Annotated in this window: 18 protein-coding genes and 1 riboswitch; of the genes, 9 read left to right on the forward strand and 9 right to left on the reverse strand. The window is 64.2% G+C overall.

Features of this window, described 5'->3' with window-relative positions:
* Window positions 1-251: 251 nt before the first annotated feature.
* The 3 genes from secDF to B0919_RS14860 form a co-directional block, all read right to left on the reverse strand.
* The gene (gene secDF / locus B0919_RS14850; protein WP_078013073.1) at window positions 252-3260 is read right to left on the reverse strand and encodes a protein translocase subunit SecDF; all 3009 of its coding nucleotides are present in this window, start codon (window positions 3258-3260) and stop codon (window positions 252-254) included.
* A gap of 167 nt (window positions 3261-3427) precedes the next feature.
* Window positions 3428-3793 (reverse strand): hypothetical protein, encoded by a 366-nt coding sequence (locus tag B0919_RS14855; protein WP_078013074.1) that lies wholly within the window; start codon window positions 3791-3793, stop codon window positions 3428-3430.
* Window positions 3794-4190: 397 nt separating this feature from the next.
* A complete protein-coding gene (locus B0919_RS14860; RefSeq protein ID WP_254846586.1) occupies window positions 4191-6686 on the reverse strand; it encodes a TonB-dependent receptor in 2496 nt (831 codons plus the stop codon).
* A gap of 58 nt (window positions 6687-6744) precedes the next feature.
* Window positions 6745-6849: riboswitch (TPP riboswitch) on the reverse strand.
* 324 nt (window positions 6850-7173) lie between these two features.
* On the opposite strand from B0919_RS14860, the gene B0919_RS14865 reads away from it, so the two are divergent.
* Entirely contained in the window at window positions 7174-7407 is a 234-nt protein-coding gene (locus tag B0919_RS14865) for a hypothetical protein (RefSeq protein WP_078013075.1), read from the forward strand.
* Here the strand turns inward: B0919_RS14865 and B0919_RS14870 are convergent.
* From B0919_RS14870 to pnuC, 4 genes are read right to left on the reverse strand one after another with little or no spacing between them, the layout of a single operon-like run.
* The gene (locus tag B0919_RS14870) at window positions 7404-7823 is read right to left on the reverse strand and encodes a GNAT family N-acetyltransferase (RefSeq protein ID WP_078013076.1); all 420 of its coding nucleotides are present in this window, start codon (window positions 7821-7823) and stop codon (window positions 7404-7406) included. The two genes, B0919_RS14865 and B0919_RS14870, sit on opposite strands and share 4 nt — an antisense overlap.
* Window positions 7824-7825: 2 nt before the next feature.
* Window positions 7826-8707, reverse strand: coding sequence for an aldose 1-epimerase family protein (locus B0919_RS14875; RefSeq protein ID WP_078013077.1), 882 nt, complete (start codon window positions 8705-8707; stop codon window positions 7826-7828).
* Window positions 8704-9291: an AAA family ATPase gene (locus tag B0919_RS14880; protein ID WP_078013078.1), complete on the reverse strand. Its 588-nt coding sequence runs from the start codon at window positions 9289-9291 to the stop codon at window positions 8704-8706. Before B0919_RS14880 ends, B0919_RS14875 begins: the two co-directional genes overlap by 4 nt.
* The gene (pnuC, locus tag B0919_RS14885) at window positions 9291-9929 is read right to left on the reverse strand and encodes a nicotinamide riboside transporter PnuC (protein WP_176133060.1); all 639 of its coding nucleotides are present in this window, start codon (window positions 9927-9929) and stop codon (window positions 9291-9293) included. Before pnuC ends, B0919_RS14880 begins: the two co-directional genes overlap by 1 nt.
* Window positions 9930-10100: 171 nt before the next feature.
* Here pnuC and B0919_RS14890 point away from each other — a divergent pair, with 171 nt between their 5' ends.
* Both B0919_RS14890 and hrpB read left to right on the forward strand, forming a co-directional pair.
* Entirely contained in the window at window positions 10101-10427 is a 327-nt protein-coding gene (locus tag B0919_RS14890; protein WP_078013080.1) for a rhodanese-like domain-containing protein, read from the forward strand.
* 91 nt (window positions 10428-10518) lie between these two features.
* Window positions 10519-13053, forward strand: coding sequence for an ATP-dependent helicase HrpB (gene hrpB, locus B0919_RS14895; protein WP_078013081.1), 2535 nt, complete (start codon window positions 10519-10521; stop codon window positions 13051-13053).
* A 78-nt stretch (window positions 13054-13131) separates the two neighbouring features.
* Here hrpB and B0919_RS14900 read toward each other — a convergent pair whose 3' ends face one another.
* Window positions 13132-13953, reverse strand: a complete 822-nt coding sequence (locus B0919_RS14900) for a phosphodiesterase (RefSeq protein WP_078013082.1) — start codon at window positions 13951-13953, stop codon at window positions 13132-13134.
* A gap of 86 nt (window positions 13954-14039) precedes the next feature.
* Window positions 14040-14894: an FRG domain-containing protein gene (locus B0919_RS14905; RefSeq protein ID WP_254846587.1), complete on the reverse strand. Its 855-nt coding sequence runs from the start codon at window positions 14892-14894 to the stop codon at window positions 14040-14042.
* Window positions 14895-15111: 217 nt separating this feature from the next.
* On the opposite strand from B0919_RS14905, the gene B0919_RS14910 reads away from it, so the two are divergent.
* The 6 genes from B0919_RS14910 to B0919_RS14935 all read left to right on the forward strand — a co-directional run bounded on the left by B0919_RS14910 (window position 15112) and on the right by B0919_RS14935 (window position 22963).
* A complete protein-coding gene (locus B0919_RS14910; protein WP_078013083.1) occupies window positions 15112-15888 on the forward strand; it encodes a DUF2490 domain-containing protein in 777 nt (258 codons plus the stop codon).
* A gap of 108 nt (window positions 15889-15996) precedes the next feature.
* Window positions 15997-17475 carry an IMP dehydrogenase gene (gene guaB, locus B0919_RS14915; protein ID WP_078013084.1) on the forward strand — a complete coding sequence of 493 codons (1479 nt, stop codon included), beginning with the start codon at window positions 15997-15999 and terminating at the stop codon, window positions 17473-17475.
* Window positions 17476-17663: 188 nt separating this feature from the next.
* Window positions 17664-19745 (forward strand): PP2C family protein-serine/threonine phosphatase, encoded by a 2082-nt coding sequence (locus B0919_RS14920; protein ID WP_176133061.1) that lies wholly within the window; start codon window positions 17664-17666, stop codon window positions 19743-19745.
* Window positions 19746-19765: 20 nt separating this feature from the next.
* Window positions 19766-20095 (forward strand): STAS domain-containing protein, encoded by a 330-nt coding sequence (locus B0919_RS14925; RefSeq protein WP_078013086.1) that lies wholly within the window; start codon window positions 19766-19768, stop codon window positions 20093-20095.
* A gap of 24 nt (window positions 20096-20119) precedes the next feature.
* Window positions 20120-20530: an ATP-binding protein gene (locus B0919_RS14930; protein ID WP_078013087.1), complete on the forward strand. Its 411-nt coding sequence runs from the start codon at window positions 20120-20122 to the stop codon at window positions 20528-20530.
* A 108-nt stretch (window positions 20531-20638) separates the two neighbouring features.
* Window positions 20639-22963 (forward strand): peptidylprolyl isomerase, encoded by a 2325-nt coding sequence (locus tag B0919_RS14935; RefSeq protein ID WP_078013088.1) that lies wholly within the window; start codon window positions 20639-20641, stop codon window positions 22961-22963.
* Window positions 22964-23199 lie beyond the last annotated feature (236 nt).

The raw sequence follows: 23199 nt of genomic DNA on the forward strand, positions 1-23199 counted from the left end.
AAACTTAAGCCCAGTCTGATAAGCGGCGTAGCCTCCGCCGCATCCCGGTACCAAGCCCCATCTACCACCGAATGCCCGGCAAAGACTCCCTGGAAAAAAGGGGTGCCACGGCTGCAAGGAAACAAAGGTCTTCGGCACGAACTGAAGGTCCGCGGTAAAGAAAAAGAGGTGCCACGGCTGCAAGCCGTGGCACCTCTACAATCGTCCACAAAATCCGTGGAATTCGAAAAATCCGTCTAAATCCGTGCTTCTTATTGCAGGGCCGTCGACAGCTTCGGAGCGGCGGCATCGGTCGGCGCACCGGGCTCCGAGCCTTTGGCCTTGCCGGCCGAGGTATCGAGGATAAGCGGAGCCGCGATGAACAGCGAGGAGTACGTGCCGATGATCATACCCACAATCATGGCGAAGGAGAACGAGCGCAGCGTCTCGCCGCCGAAGAAGAAGAGCACCGTCACTACCATCAGGATGGTGGTAGCGGTAATCATCGTGCGGGAGAAGGTGCTGTTCAGGGCCGGGTTCACCACCTGCGCGAAGGTCAGGTTGGGGTTTTCCTTCAGGTACTCGCGGATACGGTCGTAGATAACCACGGTGTCGTTCATCGAGTAGCCGATTACCGTCAGCACGGCGGCCACGAATACCTGGTCAATTTCCAGGTTCATGCCCAGGGCGCGGGCAATCGGGTAGCAGGCAATTACGAACAGCGCGTCGTGGAACAGGGCGACTACGGCGGCCATCGAGTACTGCCACTTCTCGAAGCGGAACAGTACGTACACGAAGATGGCCAGCAGCGTCAGACCCAGGCTCAACACCGAGGTCTTCTTGATGTCGTCGGCAATGGTAGCGCCTACTTTCGAGGTGCTCTGCACCACCGGTTTAGCCGAGGCGTACTGGTCCAGACCTTTGTCGAGAGCCGCGCGCACTTTCTGGTCCGCAGCGACGCTTTCGTCATCGGCCAGGTAGCCGGTGGTGATGCGCAGGCGGTCGGGTGAGCCGTAGGTTTTCACCTCGGTGCCGGCGTTCTGGAATACCCCGTGCAGGTGCTCCCGCACGTCGGAAGCCACCATAGGCTGGCTGAAGTCAACCACGTAGGCGCGGCCCCCGCGGAAGTCCACACCCAGGTTCGGACCACCCTGAATAAACATCAGGATAAAGCCGATGACGATGATGCTCGACGACAGGGCGTAGGCGATGTAGCGCTTGCCCACGATGTCGAAGTTCACGTTCTGGAACAGGTTGCGCGAGAGGAAGGTCGAGAAGGTGATGCGGGTCGTTTCCTTGCCCTTGATCAGCCACTCGATGATAAGGCGCGACACGAAGAAGGCCGAGAGGAACGAGGTAAACACGCCGATACCCAGCGTCACGGCGAAGTTCTGCACCGGACCCGTGCCGAAGAAGCCCAGGATGATGGCAATGATCAGCGTGGTGACGTTGGTATCGAAGATGGCCGTGAAAGCGCGCGAGTAGCCTTTGTTGATGGCGTCCTTGTGCGAGAGGCCGTGGTTGAGTTCTTCGCGGATACGCTCGAAGATCAGCACGTTGGCGTCAACCGAGGTAGCAATTACCAGGATCATACCGGCAATGCCGGGCAGCGTGAGGGCAGTGCTGAACTGGGCCAGTACACCCAGGATCAGGAACATGTTGAAGAGCAGGGCGGCATCGGCTACCAGACCGGCACGGCCGTAGTAGAAGGCCATGAAAATCATGATGATGCCCAGACCGGCCAGCGAGGAGTACAGGCCCTGGTTGATGGCTTCCTGACCGAGCGAGGGACCCACTACGGCTTCTTCCACGATGCGCGTGGGAGCGGGCAGCTTACCCGACTTCAGCTTGGTAGCCAGGTCCTGCGCCTCGTCGATGTCGAACGAGCCCGAGATGCTGGAGTTGCCGCCGGCAATTTCGCCGTTGACGCGCGGAGCCGACTGCACTAGGTCGTCGAGCACGATGGCTACCTGACGGTTCACGTTGGCGCCGGTCAGCTTCTGCCACTTCTTGGCCCCCGAGGGGTTCATCTGCATCGATACTTCCGGTTGCCCCTGCTGGTCGTAGTCCTGGCGGGCATCGGATACCACTTCCCCGCTGATGGGCGCCTGCTGGTCGCGGGCCTTGCGGATGGGGTAAATGGTCAGGAATTCCTTCTTGTCACGCGTGTCGGGCTTGGAGCCCCACATGAAGGTCAGGTTCGGCGGTAGCGAGGCTTTTACTTCCGGGCGAGCAAGCAGGGCGTTGACGCGGGCGGTGTCGCGCAGCTGGGCCACCAGCGTGTAGGGGTCTACCGGAATCAGGTACTGAAACAGGCCTTGGTTTTGCTGCGAAGCGGCGCTGCTGTCTTTGGCAGCGGCTTTGGTGGTCTTGTTCTTGTTGGCCAGCTGAGCAGCCAGCGAGGTGGTGTCGCCAGCGGCCTGGGCGGCGGTGTCGCCGGCAGCGGCGGGCGTAGCGGCGGCTACGGCCGGAGCGGTTTTGGAGACTTTGTCCTGGGCAATGATCAGCTCATTAGCCTGCTGCAGGGCAGGAATGATTTCCTGCAGGTTCCACACTTCCCAGAACTCCAGCTTAGCCTGGCTCTGAAGCAGCTTGCGGATACGGTCGGGGTTGTCCACGCCGGGCAGCTCCACTTGGATACGGCCGGTGCCCTTCACGCGCTGAATGTTGGGCTGGTTCACACCGAACTTGTCGACACGGGTGCGCAGGATGGTGAAGGCGCGGGTAATGGCCTCTTCCACTTCCTGGTCGATTTCGCGCAGCACTTTCTCATCCGACGAGCCGGCGTCGATGCCGCGGCTACGGTTGGTGGTGTTGGCGAAGATGCGGGCCAGCTTGTCGCCGGGAGCCGCCTCACGCCAAGCCTGGCCGAACAGGGCCGTAAACGCGGTGCTCGGGTTCTGCTTCTGCAGCTCCTGGGCGCGGCGCAGGGCCTGGTTGAACTTGGCGTCCTTGGAGTTGCCGGCCATGGCGCGCACAATCTCCACCGGGGATACTTCCAGCGTCACGTGCATGCCGCCCTTCAGGTCGAGGCCGAGGCCCAGTTCCGAGGCGCGCACATCGCGGTAGGTGTAATCAGCCCCGAGCACGCTCGTTACCGGAGCGCGCCACACCGAGTCGAGGTAGTGCTGGCGCTTGTTCTGGTCCACCGTCCCGTTGTGGGTGGCATAGGTCACGGCATCGGCCTGCACGCGGCGCGACACGAACGTGAAGTAGAGGAAGTAGACGCACAACGCCGACACGATAAGCGTCAGCGCAATGACTATACCTTTATTACGCATGAAAAAGGGGTAAATGAATTGCGGTGAGAGTTACCGCCGCGGCCACTTCGGCCATTGGCGGCAAGGCAGCTGGGCGCTGCCATTCGGCTGACGCAGGTCCGAAGGCCTGCTTCCGTTCGTGGGCCCGCGGGGCGGCTGCGCCCCGGCTAGTGGCCCGTACGCCGGCGCTAGGGCGCGTGCGGCGACAGCGCTGCTTCGAGCAGGCGCGTGCGGAACCAGTCGGGCACGGCCGAGGGCCGTACGGCGGGCGCTTCGGCCCGGAACCAGGCAATTCGCTCGACGGCCGCGGGGGCGGCCGGCTCCCAGGCTTCGGCGGCGGGCTGCAGCCAGGGGCCGAGTTGGCTCGTGGCTTCCAGCGTCACCTTTTGCTTCACCACCGTGCTCTTGGGCACGCCCACTACCCGCGTGGTACCAGCCTTCGCCGCTACGCGGAAGGTGGCCACGGCCTGGTTGTTCAGCCCCACTACCAGCAACAGCGTTGCGGCCAGCAGGCTAAAGCGAAGGCGAGGGAATATGTGGGTGAAAAACAGCACGATGCAAGGCGAGGGCTACAAATATAGTCATTCCGGCTGCTTGAGAAAAGCCGTTTTGCCCGCGGTACAGTTCCAAACCCGACCATTCCCGCTCCGCAGCGGGGGCTGGCCCCTGTGTTTTCGGCGGGCTTTCTAGCCGCCCTTACGGCCCTGCTGAACTCACCAAAGCTCTTTCTGCACGCCAAAACAGGCTTGTGGAGTACTACAAGCCTGTTTTGGCGTGCAGAAAGAGCTTTGTGGTACTCCGCAAGCCTGTTTCTGCACGCCAAAACAGGCTTGCGGAGTACCACGAGGGTGTGTAGAGCTATAAAATGCCCTTATCGACGGCCATGCTGATTTGAAAACGCCCTTGCGGCATCCCGCAAGGGCGTTTTCAAATCAGGCTACAGAGCCGCCGCTAGAACTTCACCCCCACCGAGGCCAGCACGTTGCGTGTGGCCTGCGGGAAGTACCAGTTGAAGGTCTGCTGACGGCCGGCGGCATCAGGGTAGCCGTAGGTGTAGCCGTTGTTCACGTACTTCTGGTTCAGCACGTTGTTCACCAGCAGGCCCAGCTCGATTTCCTTCACGAACTGCGGGCGGATGCTGTAGCGCACCCGCAGGTCCAGCACCTGGTAGGGCTTGAGGCTCCGCTCCCGGCTGGCCGTGTTGTCGAGGTACTGGCGGCTCACGGTTTTGTAGAGCAGGGCCAGGCGCAGGCCCTTCAGCGGCTGCCCTTCCAGCGTGTGCGCCGACACGGCCGCGGGCGAGTAGGAAATAGTGGTGGTGCGGGCTACATCGTCCACCAGCATGTTGTAATCCGCGTCGTAGATGACGTTGCGGTAGTTCTGGATGCGGTTGCGGCTGAGCGTGAGCGTGCTGCTCAGCCCGATTTTGTCGTTGGCTGATACCGCGCCCGTCAGCTCCAGGCCGGTGCGGTAGCTGCGGCCCACGTTGGTGCGCAGGGCCGTGCCCACGTCGTTGAGCTGGCCGGTAGCCACCAGCTGGTTGCGGTACTTCATGTAGAAGTAGTTGGCCTCGAAGCGCACGGCGGTGCGGGGGCCCAGCCAATCGGCGTCGGGCAAGCTCAGGCGGTAGCCGCCCTCGAAATCCTCCAGCCGTTCGGCCTTGGCACTGACGTCGCCGGCCGGGCGGTCGGTGAAGTCGGAGCGCACCGGCTCGCGCTGGCCCACGGCGTAGCTGGCGTAGAGCTGCTGCCCCCGGGCCAGGATGAAGGTGGCGCCGGCTTTGGGGTTGAAGAACGTGTACTTGACGTGGGTGGTCACGTCGTTCTGCTCGTCCTCCACCCCGCTGATGTTGTACTCAATGTGGCGCAGCTGCACGTCGCCGTACACGCCCAGGCGCGGCAGCACCTGCCAGGTGGCGCGGGCGTAGCCGTTGTAGTCGGTTTTGTCGGCGTCGTTGGCGTAGTAGCGCTGGCGCGTATTGCCCGTGGAAGCGTACTGCGCCCAGATGACCTCACCGTAGTGGTCGTTGGTGAAGCGGTTCCAGGCCCCGCCCACGGTGGCCTGCAGCTTGTCGTTGTCGCGCGGCTGGTAGTTCAGGGCGAAGGTGCCGCCGTAGAAGTAGTTGTCCAGCCACTTGCGGTCCACCAGGTTGGTGCGGGTGATGGTGGTGTCGCCCAGCACGAAGTTCGGCAGGCCGTAGTCCGCGAATTTGCGCCGGGTGCGGTAGCTTTCGTAGTAACCAAAACCGCGCGTCAAGTGCAGGGCCGCGCCCACGTTCCAGTCCTCCCCGATGCCCTGCGACAGATGCAGCTGGTAGTGGTTCTGCTGGTAGTTGTCGGTCTGGTTGTCGTAGGTGTAGTGGCTGAAGCGGCGGCCCTCCTGCAGGGCACGCGCCGCCTCGGCCGCCGACAGCTCGCCGTTGTCGATGAACTGCTGCATCAGCGCCCGGTTGCCGGTTAGGGCAAACTCGGGCACGCCGTTCCAGGACTGGTAGGTTTTTTCGCGGCCCGAGAAGGTGATGAACTTCAGCAGCGTGTTTTTCTGCTGGTAGCCGGCCGCGAAGTAGTACGACTTCAGGTCCGAGGCGCCGCGGTTCACGTAGCCGTCGGAGGCAATGCGCGAGAGGCGGCCGTCGAAGGTGAAGTACTTGCCTACCAGCCCGGTGCCAAACTGCACGTTGTTTTTCCAGGTGTTGAAGGAGCCGTAGGTGTTTTGCGTCTCGGCGTAGGCCTCGCGGCGGTTGTCCAGCGTGCTGATGTTGATGCTGGCCCCGAAGGCCGCGCCGCCGTTCTGGCTGGTGCCCACCCCGCGCTGAATCTGCAGGGAGTTAACGGACGAAGCCAGGTCGGGCAGGTTGACCAGAAACGAGCCGTGCGACTCCGCATCGTTGAGCGGCACGCCGTTGATGGTCATGTTGATGCCCGTGTTGCTGGTGCCGCGGATGCGGATGTCGGTGTAGCCCACCCCGGCGCCCGCGTCGGAATTGACCACCACCGAGGGCGTCTGGTCGAGCAGGAAAGGCAGGTCCTGGCCGAAGTTGCGCCGGGCCAGCTCTTCCTTGCTCACGTTGGTGTAGGCCGTGGCGGTGCGCTCGTTGGCGCGGGTGGCCGTCACCACGGCTTCGCCCGTCAGCACGGCGGTGGGCTGCAGGCTCAGGCTGAGCTGCTGGGCATCGGGCTGCCCCTGCACGCGCCGCTTCAGGGTTTCGTAGCCCAGGAAGGAGACGCGCAGCTCGTGCGCGCCAGCCGGCACGGCCGGCAGGGCGTACGCCCCGCTTACATCGGTGGTGCCCACGGGCGTGCCGTCGAGCAGAATGGTGGCACTGGGCAAGGCCGTGCCGGTGCGGGCATCGGTCACGACGCCGCTGACGGGGCCCTGGGCCCACGCCGCGCCCACGGGCAGGCACGCTAGCAGCGCTGCCCCGGACAGGTTTCCAAGCTTTAACAAAGCGTGAAGAAAATGGATGGAACGAAGCCACGCCCCAGGGGTCGGAGCTGTGGATTGCTCGTTCGCGGACCGTTTGTTCCCTTCGTCGGTATTAGCCGCATCAGGTTCAATGGGTATGATCTCAGCCTCGTCGCATACGGACGAAGCACCCCTAAACGTGGGCAAAGGTAGGCCGTGGCACAGGCCCAGGCAAATGGTGGCGCGGTTATCGGCGCTAAATAGGTAGCGACCAGGCCCGCGCCGGAGCCGTTTTAGTCGGTGGCCGTTGGCTTTCGACCGGCGTCCAGCACCTACGGTCGAGCCTGCCGCCGCACCGGAAATCGAAGGCGCAGGGCATTGGATAACGCGTTACCGATTAGTATATTAACCCTGATGCTCCACCCGCTCAAAAAAGCCCGGCCGACCAAAACCACGGCGGGCCTTGTCCCGTTACCTGCTAGATAACCGGCGTTCCGGCGCTGGTTGCCACCCCAGCCCGAACACCGCCATGATTAGCCTCGTTTACTTTCTCGTGGTCCTCACCATTCTGGCCTATTTCATGGTGATGCCGCGCCCCACCTCCACCCGGCCTTCGGCTACCGACAGCGACGACGACGGAGGCGAACCACTCGACGACGGCCTGCCGGACCTGGACCTGCCGCCCGGTATTTCGCGGCCCATCAACGACTGGGAGCCAGATTACGGCCGGCCGGTGCGCCCCAAGGAGCCGCTGCTGCTCTAGGCAGCGGGCAGGACACAGCTCATGCGCACGTAGGGAATCGGGCCCTTGTAAAACGGCTCGCCCTCCACGGCAAAACCAAATTTCTGGTAAAACCCGGCCTTTTCCTGCCGGGCATCGCACCACAGCCGCCGGGTACCCAACCGGGCGGCTTCTTGCATGATATGGCGCAGCAAGGCCGAACCAACGCCCTGCCCCTGCACGTCGGGCCGGGTAGCAAACTTGCGGAAGCGGGCCACCTCGCCGTCCACAAACAAGGACACCACGCTCAGCAGTTCCTGGCCACGAAAGGCCCCGAAGTGCAGCCCCGCGGCGTCCTCGGGCAGCTCCACGTAGGCGGCGGGCTTATCGGGCCAGAGCACCTGGTGGCGCAGCGCGTAGGTGGCCGCGGGCTCGATGCGGCGGATATCGAGGCTCATCCTCAGCCTACGCTGATGGAATAACTGGCCGCAAACGTCCGCCCCGGCGCCAAGGTCATAATGCCTTCTTTGTCGCGCAGCTCGCCTGAGTCGCCCACGGAGCTGGCAATACCGTGCCAGGGCTCGATGCACACAAACGGGGCACCGGGGCCCTTGGTCCACAGGCCGAGGTACGGGAAGCCGTTGAACTGTATCTGCACGTGGCGCGCGGAGCGGCGGCTGGCCAAGGTCAGCTGCGTAAAGTCGTAGTGCTTCAGCACCAGGGCATCCTGGCTGAACAGCTCGTACGTCAGCGGCAGCTCACTGGCATCGGCTAGGATGGTTTCCGTTTCGCCGTTGAGCAGGCCGCCGCTGAGCAGGTGGCGCTCTAGCGTCACGGGATGCTCGAAGCGGAAGGCGTAGTCCTCGAACGTTTCGTCGGGCAGCAGCGGGCAGCGGAAAGCCGGGTGCGCCCCGATGCTGAACAGCAGCTCCTGCTCGGCGCTGGGGTTGCGCACCTGCCAGCTTACGTGCAGGGTAGTTTCCTGCAAGCGGTAGCCGATGATCAGCTCAAAGGCAAAGGGGTACTGCTCGCGGGTCTGCGCGTCGTCGCGCAGGCGCAGCTGCACGCGGCCGGGGGCCTGCTCTACCAGCTCGAAGGCTTGGTCGCGGGCAAAGCCGTGCTGCGGCAGGCGGTAGTGCTGGCCTTGGTGCTGGTAGGTATCATCGGACAGGCGGCCGACGATGGGAAACAGCACCGGCGCATGGCGGGCCCACACGGCCGGGTCGGCCGGCCAGATGTATTCCAGCCCGTCGAAGTCGGTGCGGACGAAGCTGCTCAGCTCGGCCCCGTGGGCGTTGACGGCGACACGGCACCGGTCGTTTTCGAGGTGGTAGACGCTCATAACTGCGGGTGTTGGTAGTCGGGGTTCGAAGAAGCCAGGATGGGCCCTGTGTCGCGCCCCAGCAGGGTATCGACCACGAAAATGGCCTGCTCCAGCCGCCGCTCGGCGCTGCCGTCGATTTCGGCGAAGTTGGACAGTTGCTCGGTCAGCTCGCGGCGGTAGAGGTCGTAAAAATATTGGCGCAGGTGCGGATGCTCCCGCAGCGGGTCTGGCTCCCAGGGCAGATCCACGCCCAGCAGCAGAATCAGGTCGTAGCGCCGCCGCTCGATTTCCTCCCGAATCCAGTTGGGGCACTCCCCGAAGGCGTGCTCAGTCCAGACCTTGATAACCAGCAGCTCCGTGTCGCAGAAGATGACGGGCAGGCCGCGGGCTTCGGCGGCGGCTATGGCGGCGTCTTCAGCGGCCAGCTGCCCACGGGCAATGGCTTCCACGTCGGCCAGGGTGTAGGCCAGCCCGATGTCGTGCGTTTCGAGGTACTGACGGGCGTATTCGGGCACCCAGCTGGTGCCGTAGTGCCCGGCCAGCTGCTGGCTGAGCGTGGTTTTACCGGTGGATTCGGGACCAGTGAGGGCAACGCGCAGCATCAGCGGGTGGGCGGGTTAACGGTGTCGAGGACGGGCGCGGCCTGGGCTTGGCGCATCAGCCGGCGCCACTCCCAATACCCGAAGGCAGCAATGCCGAGGTACAGCAAATACAGCCCGCTGGTGGCGTGCAGGCTCTTGTACCAGTACATGGGCACGTAAATCAAATCGACCACAATCCAGAGCAGCCAGTTTTCCACGCGCTTGCGGGTGAGCAAGTACTGGGCCATCAGGCTGATGGCGGTGGTCAGGCTGTCGAGGTAGGGCAGCGCGGCATCGGTGTGGTTGGCCAGGTAGTAGCCGAAGCCGCCGGTGTACGCGGCGGCGGCCAGCGCCAGCCACAGCCACTCCGGCGCGGTGGCGCGCGTCACCACCAGCGCCTGGTGCTGCTGCCCGCCGCGCAGCCACTCGTACCAGCCGTAAATGCTCATGGCAATGAATACGAACTGCAGGTTGCGGTCGGAGTACAGCAGGGCACGGTGAAATACCAGCACGTAGAGCGCGCAGCTCACGATGGCCACCGGAAAATTCCAGATGGTGCCCACGGCGGCCAGCACCACGCACACCAGCCCGGTGGCAAAGGCGGCCCACTCCAGCGGGCCGGTGCCGGCTACTGCGGTCCAGAGGTCATACCAAGACAAAGCAGAGAAATGGAAGCGGGTGGAAAAACCAACAGCACAGCCCGGCCAGGGTGGCGCCGCCAAAGCTAACGACTGTCAGGCTACTTTTGTAAGTGAACTGGTGAAATGATGAGTGCCGTTTCTGTAGCCCGCACATCAACTCACCAATTCGCCATTTCACCACTTCGCCGCATGTCCTTGCCCGAACTCACGCCCGAACAACTCCGCGACCGGCTGGCCGCCGGCGAAACCCTGCAGCTTATCGACGTGCGGGAGCCCGAGGAGTACGCCTACTGCCGCATCGAGGGCAGCCAGCTGATTCCGCTGGGCGAGCTGGCCCGCCGCGCCGACGAAATCGGCGAGGAGCAGCCGGTGGTACTTATCTGCCACCACGGCGTGCGTTCCATGCAGGCGCTGGCCTACCTGCAGCACCGCCACGGGCTGACCAATCTGCTGAACCTGCGCGGCGGCATCCACGCGTGGTCGGTGCGGGTAGACCCGGCGGTGCCGGTGTATTAAGTGGTGAAATAGTGAGATGGAGAACTGGTGAGTGCCGTCCACGCAGCCAAAACGTCAAACTCACCAGTTCACCACATCACCACATCACCACTTGACCTTCCCCGATTTGCCCATTCGCGCCGCGCTGCCGGAGCTGCTGCGCGCCCTCGAAGCCGGCAACCGAGCCGTGCTGCAGGCCCCGCCCGGTGCGGGCAAAACCACGCTGGTGCCGCTGGCGTTGCTCGAGGCGCCCTGGCGTGAGAATGGCAAGATTATCATGCTGGAGCCGCGCCGCCTGGCTGCCCGCGCCGCTGCCACGCGCATGGCCCAGCTGTTGGGGGAGCCGGTGGGCCAGACCGTCGGTTACCGCGTCCGGCTCGAAAACAAAGTCTCGGCCCGCACGCGCATCGAAGTCGTGACGGAGGGCATTCTGACGCGCCTTGTGCAGGACGACCCGGCCCTGGAAGGCATCAGCGCCGTGCTCTTCGACGAATTTCACGAACGCAGCCTGCCGGCCGACCTCGGCCTGGCCTTGGCGCTGGACGCCCAGCAGGTGCTGCGGCCCGATTTGCGCCTGCTCGTCATGTCGGCTACGCTGGACGCGGCCCGGCTGGGGCCGTGGCTGCAGGCGCCGGTCGTCAGCAGCGAAGGCCGCATGCACCCGGTCGAGACGGTATACCTGAGCCCACGCCGCGCCGCGGGCCTGCCCAATCGTCCCGGCGAACGACTCAGCGAGCTGACGCCGGCCACTGTGCGCGAGGCCCTGACTCAGCACACTGGCGACGTGCTCGTGTTTTTGCCCGGCTTGGCCGATCAGCGCCGCGTAAGCGAGCGTCTGTCGCCGAGCCTGGGCGCCGAAGTTGACCTGCACGTGCTGCACGGCGAGCTGCCGCTGGATCAGCAGGACGCTGCCCTCCGCCCTGCCCTGGCTGGCCGCCGCAAAGTGGTGCTGGCCACCAGCATTGCTGAAACCAGCCTGACCATCGAAGGCGTGCGGGTAGTTGTCGACGGTGGCTTTGCCCGCGTGCCGCGCTTTGTGCCCCGCACCGGCCTGACCACGCTCGAAACCGTCCCCGTCAGCCAGGCGGCGGCCGACCAGCGCCGGGGCCGCGCCGGCCGTCTGGGCCCCGGCGTGTGCTACCGTCTCTGGACCGAAGGCGACCATACCGGCCTGCCCGCGCACCTCGCGCCCGAAATCCTCACCGCCGACCTGAGCAGCCTGGCGCTGGAGCTGGCCCTGTGGGGCGCTACCGATGCCACCGCCCTGCACTGGCTCGACGTGCCACCCGCCCCCGCCTTGGCGCAGGCCCGCGAGCTGCTGGTGCGCTTAGGTGCCGTCACGCCCGGCGGTCAGCCCACGGCCCACGGCCGCGAACTGGCCCGCCTGGGCCTGCCGCCGCGCCTCGGACACTTGGTAGTGCGCGGCCGCGAGCTAGGCCACGGTGCCACCGCCTGTGCCCTGGCCGCCCTGCTGGCCGAGCGCGACATCCTGCGCAGCACCGACGGCCAGCCCGCCCCGCCCGACCTGCGCCTGCGCCTGGAAGCCCTGCAAAGCGGCCGCGCGCCCCTGCCCGGTCTGTTGGCCGATAACACCGGTTTGCGCCGCGTGCGCGACGCCGCCACCGCCCTGCGGGGCCGCGCTGGCGTCAAGGCTACCAACCTGGAACCCGATGTGGCCGGCCTGCTCGCCGCTCTTGCCTACCCCGACCGTCTTGGGCAGCGCGAGGGTACCGACCGTCTGCGCCTCGTCACGGGCCAACGCGTAAGCTTGCCGGCCGAGTTTTTCGCCGCCACCGACGTGTTTTTTGCCGCCGCCCACCTCGACGGCCCCGCCAACGCCCCCCGAGCGGCCTTGGCGGCCCCGATGTCGCGCGCTGAAGTGGAGGAGCTGTTTGCCGAGCAGATCAGCGAGCAGGCGGAAGTGCAGTTCGATGCGGCTACCGGCCGCGTGCTGGCCCGCCGGCTCCGGCGCCTGGGCGCGCTGGTCTTGTCCGACGCCGCGCTGCCCAACCCCGATGCCGAGGCCGTATCGGCCGCGCTGCTGGAGGGGGTGCGCACCACCGGCCTGCGGGCGCTCAGCTGGACCGAGCACGCCCAGCAGATGCGCGAGCGGTTGGGTTTCCTGCACCAGCTCTTCCCCGAGGAATGGCCGGCTATGTCTGATGAGGCCCTGTTGGCAGAGCTGGATGAGTGGCTGGCCCCGCACCTGGCCGGCCTGCGCAGCCTCGCCGACGTCGGCCGCCTCGATGCCGCGGAGCTGCTCCTGCAGCGGCTGCCCGGCGGCTGGGCACAGCGCCAGGACCTAGACCGCCTCGCGCCCTCGCATCTGGAAGTTCCCAGTGGCTCGCACGTGCGCATCGACTACAGCGAAGCAGCCGCGCCCGTGCTGGCCGTGAAGCTGCAGGAGCTGTTCGGCCTCGTCGAGACGCCGACTATTGCTGGCGGGCGGGTGCCGCTGCTGCTGCACCTGTTGTCGCCGGGCGGGCGGCCGGCCCAGGTGACCCGCGACCTGCGCAGTTTCTGGCAAACGGGCTACTTCGAGGTACGCAAAGACCTGCGCGGCCGCTACCCCAAGCACCCCTGGCCCGATGACCCGATGACCCATGTTCCGACCAAGCTGACCAAGAAGCGCCTGGAAGGCCAGTAGACGCCGTTTAGCAGGACACCCTGGAACAGCAACATGCTTTTCAGGCCCTGTCTGTTCATCGATTTAAGACCGGCCCGTTTAGCGCGTCACGGGCCGGGGCGGCATCAGCCATTGCTGCCCGTCGTAGACTTCGCCTACCGGGCGCGCACTGCTCGCAATGGGGCTGGTATGAGTGAGGACGCCCGCCACCGGGTGCCAGGTATGCAGCAGGCAAGCCGGCGCGTCGGACACCACGTGCAGGCGCTCCGTTTCGCGGTAATCGGCCAGCAGCTGGTGCATGGTGGACGGGCACGTAATGGCTAACGCTCCGTGGAATGCCCGCTGCATAGCGGCGTGCACGTGCCCGGCCGTAATCAGCGCTACCTGCGGATGCCGGGCTATTATAGCGGCAAAAGCCTCAGCGCCGGCCAAGCCCATGTCGTCGTAGGCCTTCAGGCCCGTCAGGAACGGCGGGTGGTGCATAAACAGCAGCGTGGGCCGCTCAGGCGCTTCCTGAAGGCGGGCCTCCAGCCACTGCAGCCGCGCTTCATCGAGCAGGCCACCGTCCTGCCCCGGCACGTGAGTATCCAGCCCAATCAGCCGCAGCGGCCCTGCATCGACTACGAACTGCACGTAATCGGCCATGGCCTGCGTGCCTTGAGCACCGAAAACGCCCTGCAGTTCGGCGCGCTGGTCGTGGTTGCCGGGCAGCACGTACACGGGCATGGTCAGCGGCCGCAGCAACTCCCGAAAACGCGCGTACTCCGTGGCCGTGCCGTGTTCGGTACAGTCGCCGGTGACGAACACCACGTCGGGCAGCGCGGGCAGGCTCAGCACGTGCTCCACGGCCTGCTGCAGCCGAATGCCGGCCTCGTCGTGGCCGTCACGGATATGCGTATCGCTGAGTTGGGCGATGATCATAGCGTCTTGCAGTTAGTAGCTCGGGCTGCAATAAGCAGTAAAAGCGACGTTATCGACCTCGGCTACTCGGGCAGTTGATTTGCGGATTACTCCAGCATCTCCGGCCGGCCATTGCCCTCGGGTGGCGCTCCGCCGGGACGATAAGCCGTGCTGTAGTGGCGGTGCAACCAGCGGCTGAGCCCGCCCAGGCCCGGAAACAGTACCCGCTCGGTAATATTGGCCTGATCGAGCTTGTCGCGGGTTTCCCACTTCAGCCGGGCCGGCAGGATGATGCGAAAGTACAGTTCTGGATGCTCAGCCAGCCAGGCGTCCAGGTCGGCCTGCGCCGTCGACATTAGGGCAAACAGGGCGTACTGGTGCACGATGCGCGCGTCGAGCGAGGGCGGCTCCAGAAACAGCAGAAAGGGCTGCTCGGGCTGCATGTCGGCCAGTTCGCGCAGGTTGCGGCACACGGGCTCCAGCAGATCGGGCGTAAACACGTTGGAGCCCTCTGTGCGCAGCGCGTCGCGCAGCTTGGGCGGCATGTATTCGGCGGCCTTTACATAGTTCAGCGCCCAGATGACGCCGTCCTGGTGGTAGGCCTCGAGGTCGTCGGTGGCGAAGTGCAGGGCCACGTAGGGCGAGTACGTCCAGTCGAGCAGGCGCGTGGGCAGGCCGTGGTGCTGGGCCACGGCCAGCCAATCCCACACCGAGGCCTTGTCGGGGATGCTCGTGTCGTGGGCGTACTTGCGGAAGTTGCGCAGCAGGTGGTGCTCCAGCTCGTGAAAAGCGCCGCCGAGGCGCTGCAGGCTGGTACTCAGGGTATAATCGTAGCTGCGTACGCCGCGGTATACAAACGGCGAGCGGAACCGGCCGATACGGCCGTCCCAGGTGTCGCGAAACAGGATGTGCTGCAGCTCTTCCCAGGAGCTGACCACGAATTCGTTCAGGGGAGTGGGCACGGGCGGAAGATGTAGGTCCGAGCGGCACTGCAAGTACGCAAAGTTGGCGCGGACCGGCCATGCGAAATGCGGGGTTCACGCCTCGAAAGAGCACCGCCAAAAAACTTAACACACGCCGGCCGAAAACTTAACATACTAAAGCATAACACTACCGTAACATTAGTCGATATTCGATAACAGTTTCTTAATAAGCCGTCAACCGTTTTTCCCGCCCGGTATGACCCCACTTCTCCGCTTCTTCACTTGCGCTTTGCTTTTGACGGCTCCTGCAGTTGCCCTTGCTCAGCAACTGCCCGACGGCTCCGTAGCTGAGCGCAACGACAACCTCTGGCTGGTAGGTGCCGCCCAGGCCCGCCTCACCGACAAGTGGAACGGCTACGCGGAAGTGCAGCTGCGCCGCACCGACCAAGGCCGCAAGCCTCAGCAAACGGTGCTGCGCGTGGCCGCCAACTACCACGTCGGCAGTTGCCTGCAGCTCGGTGCCGGTGCGCTTTACCAGAAGGTCTACCCCTACGGCCGCTTCGCGCTGCCCGAATCGGCTCCGGAGCACGGCTTCTACCAACAGGTGCAGTTTCAGGACCTCACCGGCCGGGTGCAACTGCTGCACCGCTACCGCCTGGAGCAGCGCTGGATACGCTGGCCCGAAGCCCAGCGGTTTACCTACCAGAACCGCACCCGCTATCAGCTCGCCCTGCTGCTGCCCTTGCTCGGCGCGAAGCTGACCACCGGCATGCCTTACCTTATTGCCAGCGACGAAATCTTGGTGAACTTCGGCCGTAACGCGCCCAACAAGTTCGACCAAAACCGCCTTTACGCCGGGTTGGGCTACACCGCCTCCAAGCTGGTACGCCTCGAAGCCGGCTACCTGAACCAGCTGTTGCAGCAGCGTGACCAGCGGGTGTTCGAGCACAACCACACCTTGCAGCTGAGCGTGCTTTTCAACGTAGACTTGCGCCGCGACGCGCTGCCCGATGCGGCCTCTGTTGTCGATTAGCTTTCCTGTAAGTAACGGCTAAATCATTGGCGCGGTGCGGGCGAGTCGGGAATTCGCCGTAGCTTTGCTTGGCAAAAGGAGTCAACCACGCTTAAAAGCCTTTTGCCTATGGCCGCCGAACCCGCCGCCAAAATTGCCTTCGAGGCGCTGACCTACGACGACGTCCTGCTGCTGCCGGCTTATTCGGAAGTACTGCCCCGCGACGCCGACACCGGCACCCGGCTTACCCGCCGCATCACCCTCAACATCCCCTTCATTTCGGCCGCCATGGACACCGTGACGGAAGCCGATATGGCCATTGCCATGGCGCAGGAGGGCGGCATCGGCATCGTCCACAAAAACATGAGCATCAAGCAGCAGGCCAACCTGGTCCGCCGCGTGAAGCGCAGTGAAAGTGGCATGGTGCTCGACCCCATCACCCTCGGCGACTCGGCCACGCTGGGTGATGCCCAGAAGCTGATGCGCGACAACAAAATCGGCGGTATTCCCATCGTCGACGGCGAGCGGCGCCTGCTGGGTTTGCTCACCTCGCGCGACATGCGTTTCGAAAAGGACCTGACGCGCTCCGTCACCGAGCTGATGACGCCCGGCGAGCGGCTCATCACGACTCCCGTGGGCACCGACCTGGCCCAGGCCGAAGTGGTGCTGCAGGACAACCGCGTGGAAAAGCTGCCGGTGGTCGACGCCGATGGCCGCCTGCAGGGCCTCATCACCTACCGCGACATCCGCAAGCGCCGTAGCCGCCCCCGCGCCTGCAAGGACGAGTTCGGCCGCCTGCGCGTGGGAGCTGCCGTAGGCGTAACCGGCGACACGCTGGAACGCGTAAAGGCCTTAGTGGAAGCCGGCGTGGACGTCATCAGCATCGACACGGCCCACGGCCACTCCAAGGGCGTGCTCGATATGGTACGCCGCGTGAAGACGGAGTTTCCGCAGCTGGAGCTCATTGCCGGCAACGTAGCCACCGCCGCCGGGGCCCGCGCCCTGGCCGATGCCGGCGCCGACGCCGTGAAAGTGGGCGTAGGGCCCGGCTCCATCTGCACCACCCGCATCATTGCAGGCATTGGCGTACCGCAGCTGTCGGCCGTAATGGAAGCCGTGCGCGGCCTCGAAGGCACCGGCGTCCCGGTCATTGCTGACGGCGGCATTAAGTTTTCCGGCGACGCGGTGAAAGCCCTGGCCGGTGGCGCTTCCACCATCATGATCGGCTCCTTGTTGGCCGGCACCGAAGAGGCGCCCGGCGAGGTCATCATTTACGAAGGCCGCAAGTTCAAATCGTACCGCGGCATGGGCTCGGTGGAGGCCATGGAGGAAGGCTCCAAGGACCGCTACTTCCAGGACGCCGAGGACGATGTGAAAAAGCTGGTTCCCGAGGGCATCGTGGGCCGCGTGGCCTTCAAGGGCAGCACGGCCGAAGTGCTCTACCAGCTGGTAGGTGGCCTGCGCGCCGGCATGGGCTACGTGGGCGCGGCCGATGTGCCCGCCCTGCAGCAGGCCCAGATGGTGCGCATCACCGGCGCGGGCCTGCGCGAGTCGCACCCCCACGACGTGCAGATCACCCGCGAAGCGCCCAATTACAGCTCGCGCTAAGCGGCTTAGCTCTTACGGCTGCTTTTCGAAGAGCCGCTGCCCAATGCGGGCAGCGGCTTTTTGTTGCCCGGCTGCCGGCCATGCCGGCGCAGCGGGGCTCATCCATTTTGCGCCCCGTTCGTATCTTGGCTGTCCGATTCGGCTGGCCGCCTGCGCCACCCGGCTGCTCTCCGCCTCTTTCCTCCTGCATGACTTCATTCCTTCGCAAGCTTCTGCCAGTTATGCTGCCTTTGGCCGCGCTCAGCTGGTTGGCTTTGCTGGCGTGCATGCTCCTACGCGCCAGCCCGGCGTCGGCGGCCTGGATAGGCGTTCCTCCCGATTGGTTGATTCTGGTCACGCAGGCGGTATTCGCCGCGGCCACCTTCACGCACGAACGGTTTCGGCCTGACCGCCTGCGCGGCGCCGAGTTTGTGCCGCTGCTGCGCCAGCTGCTGTTCTGGCCCGGCGTGCTGGCCGGCGTGTGCGCGCTGCTGCACCTGGCCGAGCGGCTCCTGTCAGCTCACCTACCCGAGCGCGGCCCGGTACTGCTGAACGCGTTCTACGTCATCAACCTGGGCCTGTTCGTGTACTTTCTGGCCCGCACCTGCTACACCTGGCGGACCTTAGTGTTCTTCCGGGCCAATCACCGCACGCGGCGCCAGTGGCTCTGGTTCGAGATGTTGCTGGGTGCTACGCTGCTGTTTCGCCTGGCCGATAGCGGCGCGCCCAACTGGCTGATGCTGCCCGTGCTGGCCCTGCTGGCGGGCATGGGCGTGTACCTGAGCGCCCATCAGCAATGGGTGGCCTACCTGAACCGTCGCCAGAAGTGGGAAGTCGTATTCCTGCAGTTGGCCGTGCTGGGGCTGATGGCGGTGTTTCTGGTGTACTTCCTACACCTGCAGCAAGACCCCAACCTGGCCGGGCCGCTGGCTCAGCACGCCTTCCTGGTACTCACCAGCTTCTTCGCCGGTTTCTACGCCGTCATGGGCTTGCTCGTGACGCTTTTCAACCTGCCCACAGCGGGCGTGTTTGAGCAGAAGCGGGAGGAAATCCTGAGCATGCAGCGCCTGTCGCAGCTTATTCAGAAGGGCCAGACCGAAAAGGAGGTGTACTCGCTGCTCTTCGATTCGGCCGTGCACACCATGGAGGCCGACGCTGCTTGGCTGGATCTGACGTCCGATGGCTCGGCGCCCAGTCTGGAATACCAGATTGACCCGCCAACGCGCCAGGGCATCAACCGCCTGCTGACCGACTACAACATCGGCCATATTGAGTACCTCAATAACGACTTGCCCAACAGTGCCGGCTTCCGTGCTCTGGGCCTGACGTACGGCTCCCTTATCGTGATGCCGCTGCGCTCCTCGAACCACCACTACGGCACGCTTTACCTGCTTAAGGAGCTGCGCCAGGGCTTCGAGCGCGAAAACCTGAGCCTGCTCCACATCTTCACCAGCCAAACCGTGGTGCGCATCGACAACCTGCGGCTCATGGCCGAGGCCCTGCACAACGAGCTGGTGAAGGAGGAGCTGAAAATTGCCAGCATCGTCCAGCAAAGCCTCATTCCGAAAACCCTGCCCGTCGACAGCTGGTTTGAGATTCGCTGGCACAGCCTGCCCGCGCGCGAAGTGGGCGGCGACTTCTACGACTTCCTGCAGTTGAGCGCCTCGCGCATTGCCATCATCATTGGCGACGTGTCGGGCAAGGGCACCACGGCGGCTTTTCACGTGGCTCAGATGAAGGGCATCTTCCACTCGCTGATGCTGCTCGACAAGCCCGAAAAAGGCCAGCCCCTGCAGCCCAGCAAGTTCATGGCCATGGCCAACCAGGCCCTGAGCCACTGCCTGGAGCGCAGCTCGTTTATTACGGCCTCCTTCTACATCGTCGACTACAAGGACCGCGGCTTTGCCTTCGCCCGCGCCGGCCACTGCCACACGCTCTACTACAACGCCATCACCGAGGAAACCTTCTACTTCCAGACGGAAGGCCTCGGGCTCGGGATTATTCGGGATGCCTCCTACGAGAAGCGCATCAAGAATATGTACTACGACTACAACCCCGGCGACGTAATGGTGATGTACACCGACGGCATCGTGGAAGCGCGCAACGCCCAGGACGAGGAATACGGCGAAGACCGCCTGCGCCAGCTGCTCGAACGCTCGCATTACCTGGAGGCCGAGGAAATCAAGCAGTCCATTATTCGCGACCTGGAGGAGTTCAGCCGCGGCCTGCCGCCCTTCGACGACCAGACCCTGCTCGTTATCAAGTTCAAGAACGCCCAACCCCTGGTGTAACCGCCGCGTAGAAGCCTGCTATGAAAATTGCACAACACACCGATAACGATACCCTCACGCTGGCCCTGGACGGCGAGCTGGACGCCAGCTCTTCCGTGTCGCTCGATACCGAGCTGACCAAGCCCGATATCCTCAGCTACCGCAAGGTCATGATCGACTGCCAGCGGCTGAATTACATTTCTTCGGCCGGCCTGGGCGTGTTCATTTCGCACCTGCAGCGGTTTCAGGATGCCGGCGTGAAGCTGGTGTTCTTCAACATGCAGGACAAGGTGCACAACGTGTTCGAGATTCTGGGCCTGGATTCGCTCATGACCATCGTCCCGACCGCGCAGGAAGCGGCTTCGGTTTAACGCTTGTTTTTCTTGTCAGCCGCCATGAAGCACGCCATCCGCATCAGTTGCAGCCGCAGCAATCTGAAAACGGTGCGCGATTTTGTTGCGGGCGTGCTGCAGGAGCATCAGCTTTCCGATATCCTGCAAAACCAGATTATTCTGGCCGTCGATGAAATCGTGGCCAACCTCATCATCCACTCCAACCAGGAGGACGAGAGCAAGCACCTGGATATCCGCGTGGCGGTGGAAGACCAGGAGTTTCGCTTCGAAGCCGAGGACGATGGGGAGTCATTTTCGCCGTCCGAATACCGCGACCCGGACCTGCAGGAGCACATCCGCGCCGGCAAGAAGGGCGGCGTGGGCATTGCCCTGGTCAACCGCATCATGGACCAGGTGGAATTTACCACCATTGGCACGCGCAATTTCTGCCGCCTGAGCAAGCGCATCGGCTGAGCTTCAGGCATTCGGCAGCCGCCGAATTTTGCGTAACATTGCGACAAGCAGCCGTCCGCAACTGGCGTGACCAGGGTGTGGACGGCTTTTTTGTGCTAATTAGTTTGTATGCGTAGCAACCGCATTCTGTTTTCGGGCGCCGCTGCCGCGGCGACATTCCTGGCCGCGTGCCAAGCTTCCAAGCCTACCGCTTCTGCTCCGCAACCGGTGCTCATGACCCTGGGCACGAACAACGTGCCCACGTCGGAGTTTGCGTACGTTTACCGCAAAAACAACAGCACCTCCCCCGACGCCGGCACCCGGCAGAGCGTGCAGGAGTACCTGGACCTGTACACCAACTTCAAGCTGAAGGTGCTCGAAGCCGAAGGCAAAGGCCTCGATACGACGCAGGCCTTCCGGCGCGAGCTGGACGGCTACAAGCAGCAGCTGGCCCAGCCCTACCTGACGGAGAAGAGCGTGACCGATCAGCTGGTGCGCGAGGCCTACGAGCACTCCCAGAAGGAGGTCAACGCCTCGCACATCCTGATCCGCGTGACGCCCGAGGCCGACCCCAAGGACACGCTGGCCGCTTATAACAAAGTGGTGGCACTACGCCAGCGCGTGACCACCGGCGGCGAGAACTTCGAGCAGGTGGCCCGCGAAACCTCGGAAGATCCTTCGGCCCGCGAAAACGGCGGCCGCCTGGGCTACTTCACGGCCCTGCAGATGGTGTACCCCTTCGAGGCCGCCGCTTACAAAACGCCCGTGGGCCAGGTGTCGCAGCCGATTCGTACCCGCTTCGGCTACCACATCATCAAGGTCAACGACATGCGCGCGGCCCAGGGCGAAATCAAGGTGGCTCACCTGATGGTGCGCGCTACCCCGGCCATGCCTGCTGCCGACTCGGTGACGGCCAAAAAGAAGGTCGACGAGCTGTACAGCCGCCTGCAGAAGGGCGAAAACTGGGACAAGCTGGTGGCACAGTTCTCGGAAGACGCCGGTTCGGCGTCGGGCGGGGGCGAGCTGCCGCCCTTCGGTACCGGCCGCATGATTCCCTCCTTCGAGGAAGCCGCCTTTAAGCTGCAGCAGCCCGGCCAGCTTTCCGCTCCGGTCCAGACGCCCTACGGCTGGCACATCATCAAGCTGATCGAGAAGCAGCCCGTGCCCACCTTCGAGCAGATGGAGCCCGGCCTGAAGCAGAAAGTAGCCAAGGACTCGCGCTCCGAGCTCAACCGCTCTGCCTTCATCAAGCGCGTACGCACCGAAAACCGCTTCACCGAAGTGGCTCCGGTAAAAGAGCTGTTGCTGGCCCAGGCCGATACTGCGCTGACGACCGGCCGGTTCAAAGCTGACGCGTACCTGACCAAGCTGGCCAGTGTACCGGCCGCGAAGGGCAAGAAAAGCACGGTGGCCGGCGCCACGCCGGTATTTACCATTGCCACCAAGCCCTACACGGTGAAGGACTTTGCCGGCTTCGCCGAGCAGCACCAGCAGCCCCGCCCGGGCACCACGCCCAGCTACGCCATGCAGCTGCTCTACGACCAGTTCGTGGATCAGAGCCTGATGGAGTACGAGCGCGCCAACCTCGAAAACAAGTACGAAGACTACCGCATGCTCGTGAAAGAGTACCGCGACGGGATTCTGCTGTTCCAGCTCATGGACGAGAAAGTTTGGTCGAAGGCCATCGAGGACACGGTGGGGCTGCAGAAGTACTTCGCCGCCAACCAGACCAAGTACCAGTGGGAGCCGCGCGTGCAGGCCACCGTCATCAGCGCGGCCACGCCGGAGCTGCTGAAGCAGGCCCAGCAGCAGCTGGCCACCGGCCGTTACACGGTGAAGCGCGGGCTGGCGCCGGAGCTGGCCTTCCAGCCCAACAGCGCCATTCTGACCAAAGTGGCCATCATGCAGCAGAAGAACCTCGTCAGCCAGCTGAAGGGCGATACGACGCTGCAGGTGCGCATTACGGGGCAGGTGAAAGCCGGTGAAAAGGGCGCTAACCTCGCTCAGCGCCGGGCCCAGCATGTGGTGGAAGAGCTGCGCCGCCAGCGCATTGCCGCCGGCCGCATCAGCACTGCTACGGCAAGTCGCCCGGCCACGGCCGCGGCCAAAATCACGCTGACGACTTCGCAGCTGAGCGGGCTGGAGGAAATGATGAACGAGCAGAACCCGTTGGCCGTGCAGGTGCAGCAGCGCGCCTTCCCCAAGGGAGAAAGCAAAGCCGTGGACGCCGTGCCACAGCAGCCGGGCACCTACACTACCCAGCAAGACGGCCGCTTCTACGCCGTGCGCGTGGAAAAAACCCTGCCTGCGGGCCCCAAAACACTGGCCGATGCCCGCGGCCAGGCCACGTCCGACTACCAGAACTACCTGGAGCAGGAATGGATAAAGGAGCTGCGCGCCAAATACCCGGTGAAGGTCAACGAAGCCGAGGTCAACAAGCTGGTGACCAAGTAAGCTGGTCGCTGAGGGCTCAGAATCGCGTGGTGCCACGACTTTGGAGTCGTGGCACCACTATTTTTAAGGCGCAAACCCGTTTCTACCGGTGCAGCCCCTTAGGCTAGGGCGAAGCTTAGCGGGATAGAGCCCCGGCTTGCAACCCCAGCTGCCAGAGCCGGCTCTTTCCAGCACTGCGGCGCTGCTTTTTGCCCGCGCAGTTAATTATGTTGAAATTTACCGGCCGCTTTTGGCGT

Origin of the sequence: Hymenobacter sp. CRA2 (assembly GCF_002007105.1) — a bacterium.
In the GTDB taxonomy this organism is placed as follows: Bacteria; Bacteroidota; Bacteroidia; order Cytophagales; family Hymenobacteraceae; genus Solirubrum.

Coding starts and splice junctions, on each gene's coding strand:
- secDF (WP_078013073.1), bottom strand. CDS start 3,260: ATGCGTAATAAAGGTATAGTCATTGCGCTGACGCTTATCGTGTCGGCG.
- B0919_RS14865 (WP_078013075.1), top strand. CDS start 7,174: ATGATTAGCCTCGTTTACTTTCTCGTGGTCCTCACCATTCTGGCCTAT.
- B0919_RS14870 (WP_078013076.1), bottom strand. CDS start 7,823: ATGAGCCTCGATATCCGCCGCATCGAGCCCGCGGCCACCTACGCGCTG.
- B0919_RS14875 (WP_078013077.1), bottom strand. CDS start 8,707: ATGAGCGTCTACCACCTCGAAAACGACCGGTGCCGTGTCGCCGTCAAC.
- B0919_RS14880 (WP_078013078.1), bottom strand. CDS start 9,291: ATGCTGCGCGTTGCCCTCACTGGTCCCGAATCCACCGGTAAAACCACG.
- B0919_RS14890 (WP_078013080.1), top strand. CDS start 10,101: ATGTCCTTGCCCGAACTCACGCCCGAACAACTCCGCGACCGGCTGGCC.
- B0919_RS14900 (WP_078013082.1), bottom strand. CDS start 13,953: ATGATCATCGCCCAACTCAGCGATACGCATATCCGTGACGGCCACGAC.
- B0919_RS14910 (WP_078013083.1), top strand. CDS start 15,112: ATGACCCCACTTCTCCGCTTCTTCACTTGCGCTTTGCTTTTGACGGCT.
- guaB (WP_078013084.1), top strand. CDS start 15,997: ATGGCCGCCGAACCCGCCGCCAAAATTGCCTTCGAGGCGCTGACCTAC.
- B0919_RS14920 (WP_176133061.1), top strand. CDS start 17,664: ATGACTTCATTCCTTCGCAAGCTTCTGCCAGTTATGCTGCCTTTGGCC.
- B0919_RS14925 (WP_078013086.1), top strand. CDS start 19,766: ATGAAAATTGCACAACACACCGATAACGATACCCTCACGCTGGCCCTG.
- B0919_RS14930 (WP_078013087.1), top strand. CDS start 20,120: ATGAAGCACGCCATCCGCATCAGTTGCAGCCGCAGCAATCTGAAAACG.
- B0919_RS14935 (WP_078013088.1), top strand. CDS start 20,639: ATGCGTAGCAACCGCATTCTGTTTTCGGGCGCCGCTGCCGCGGCGACA.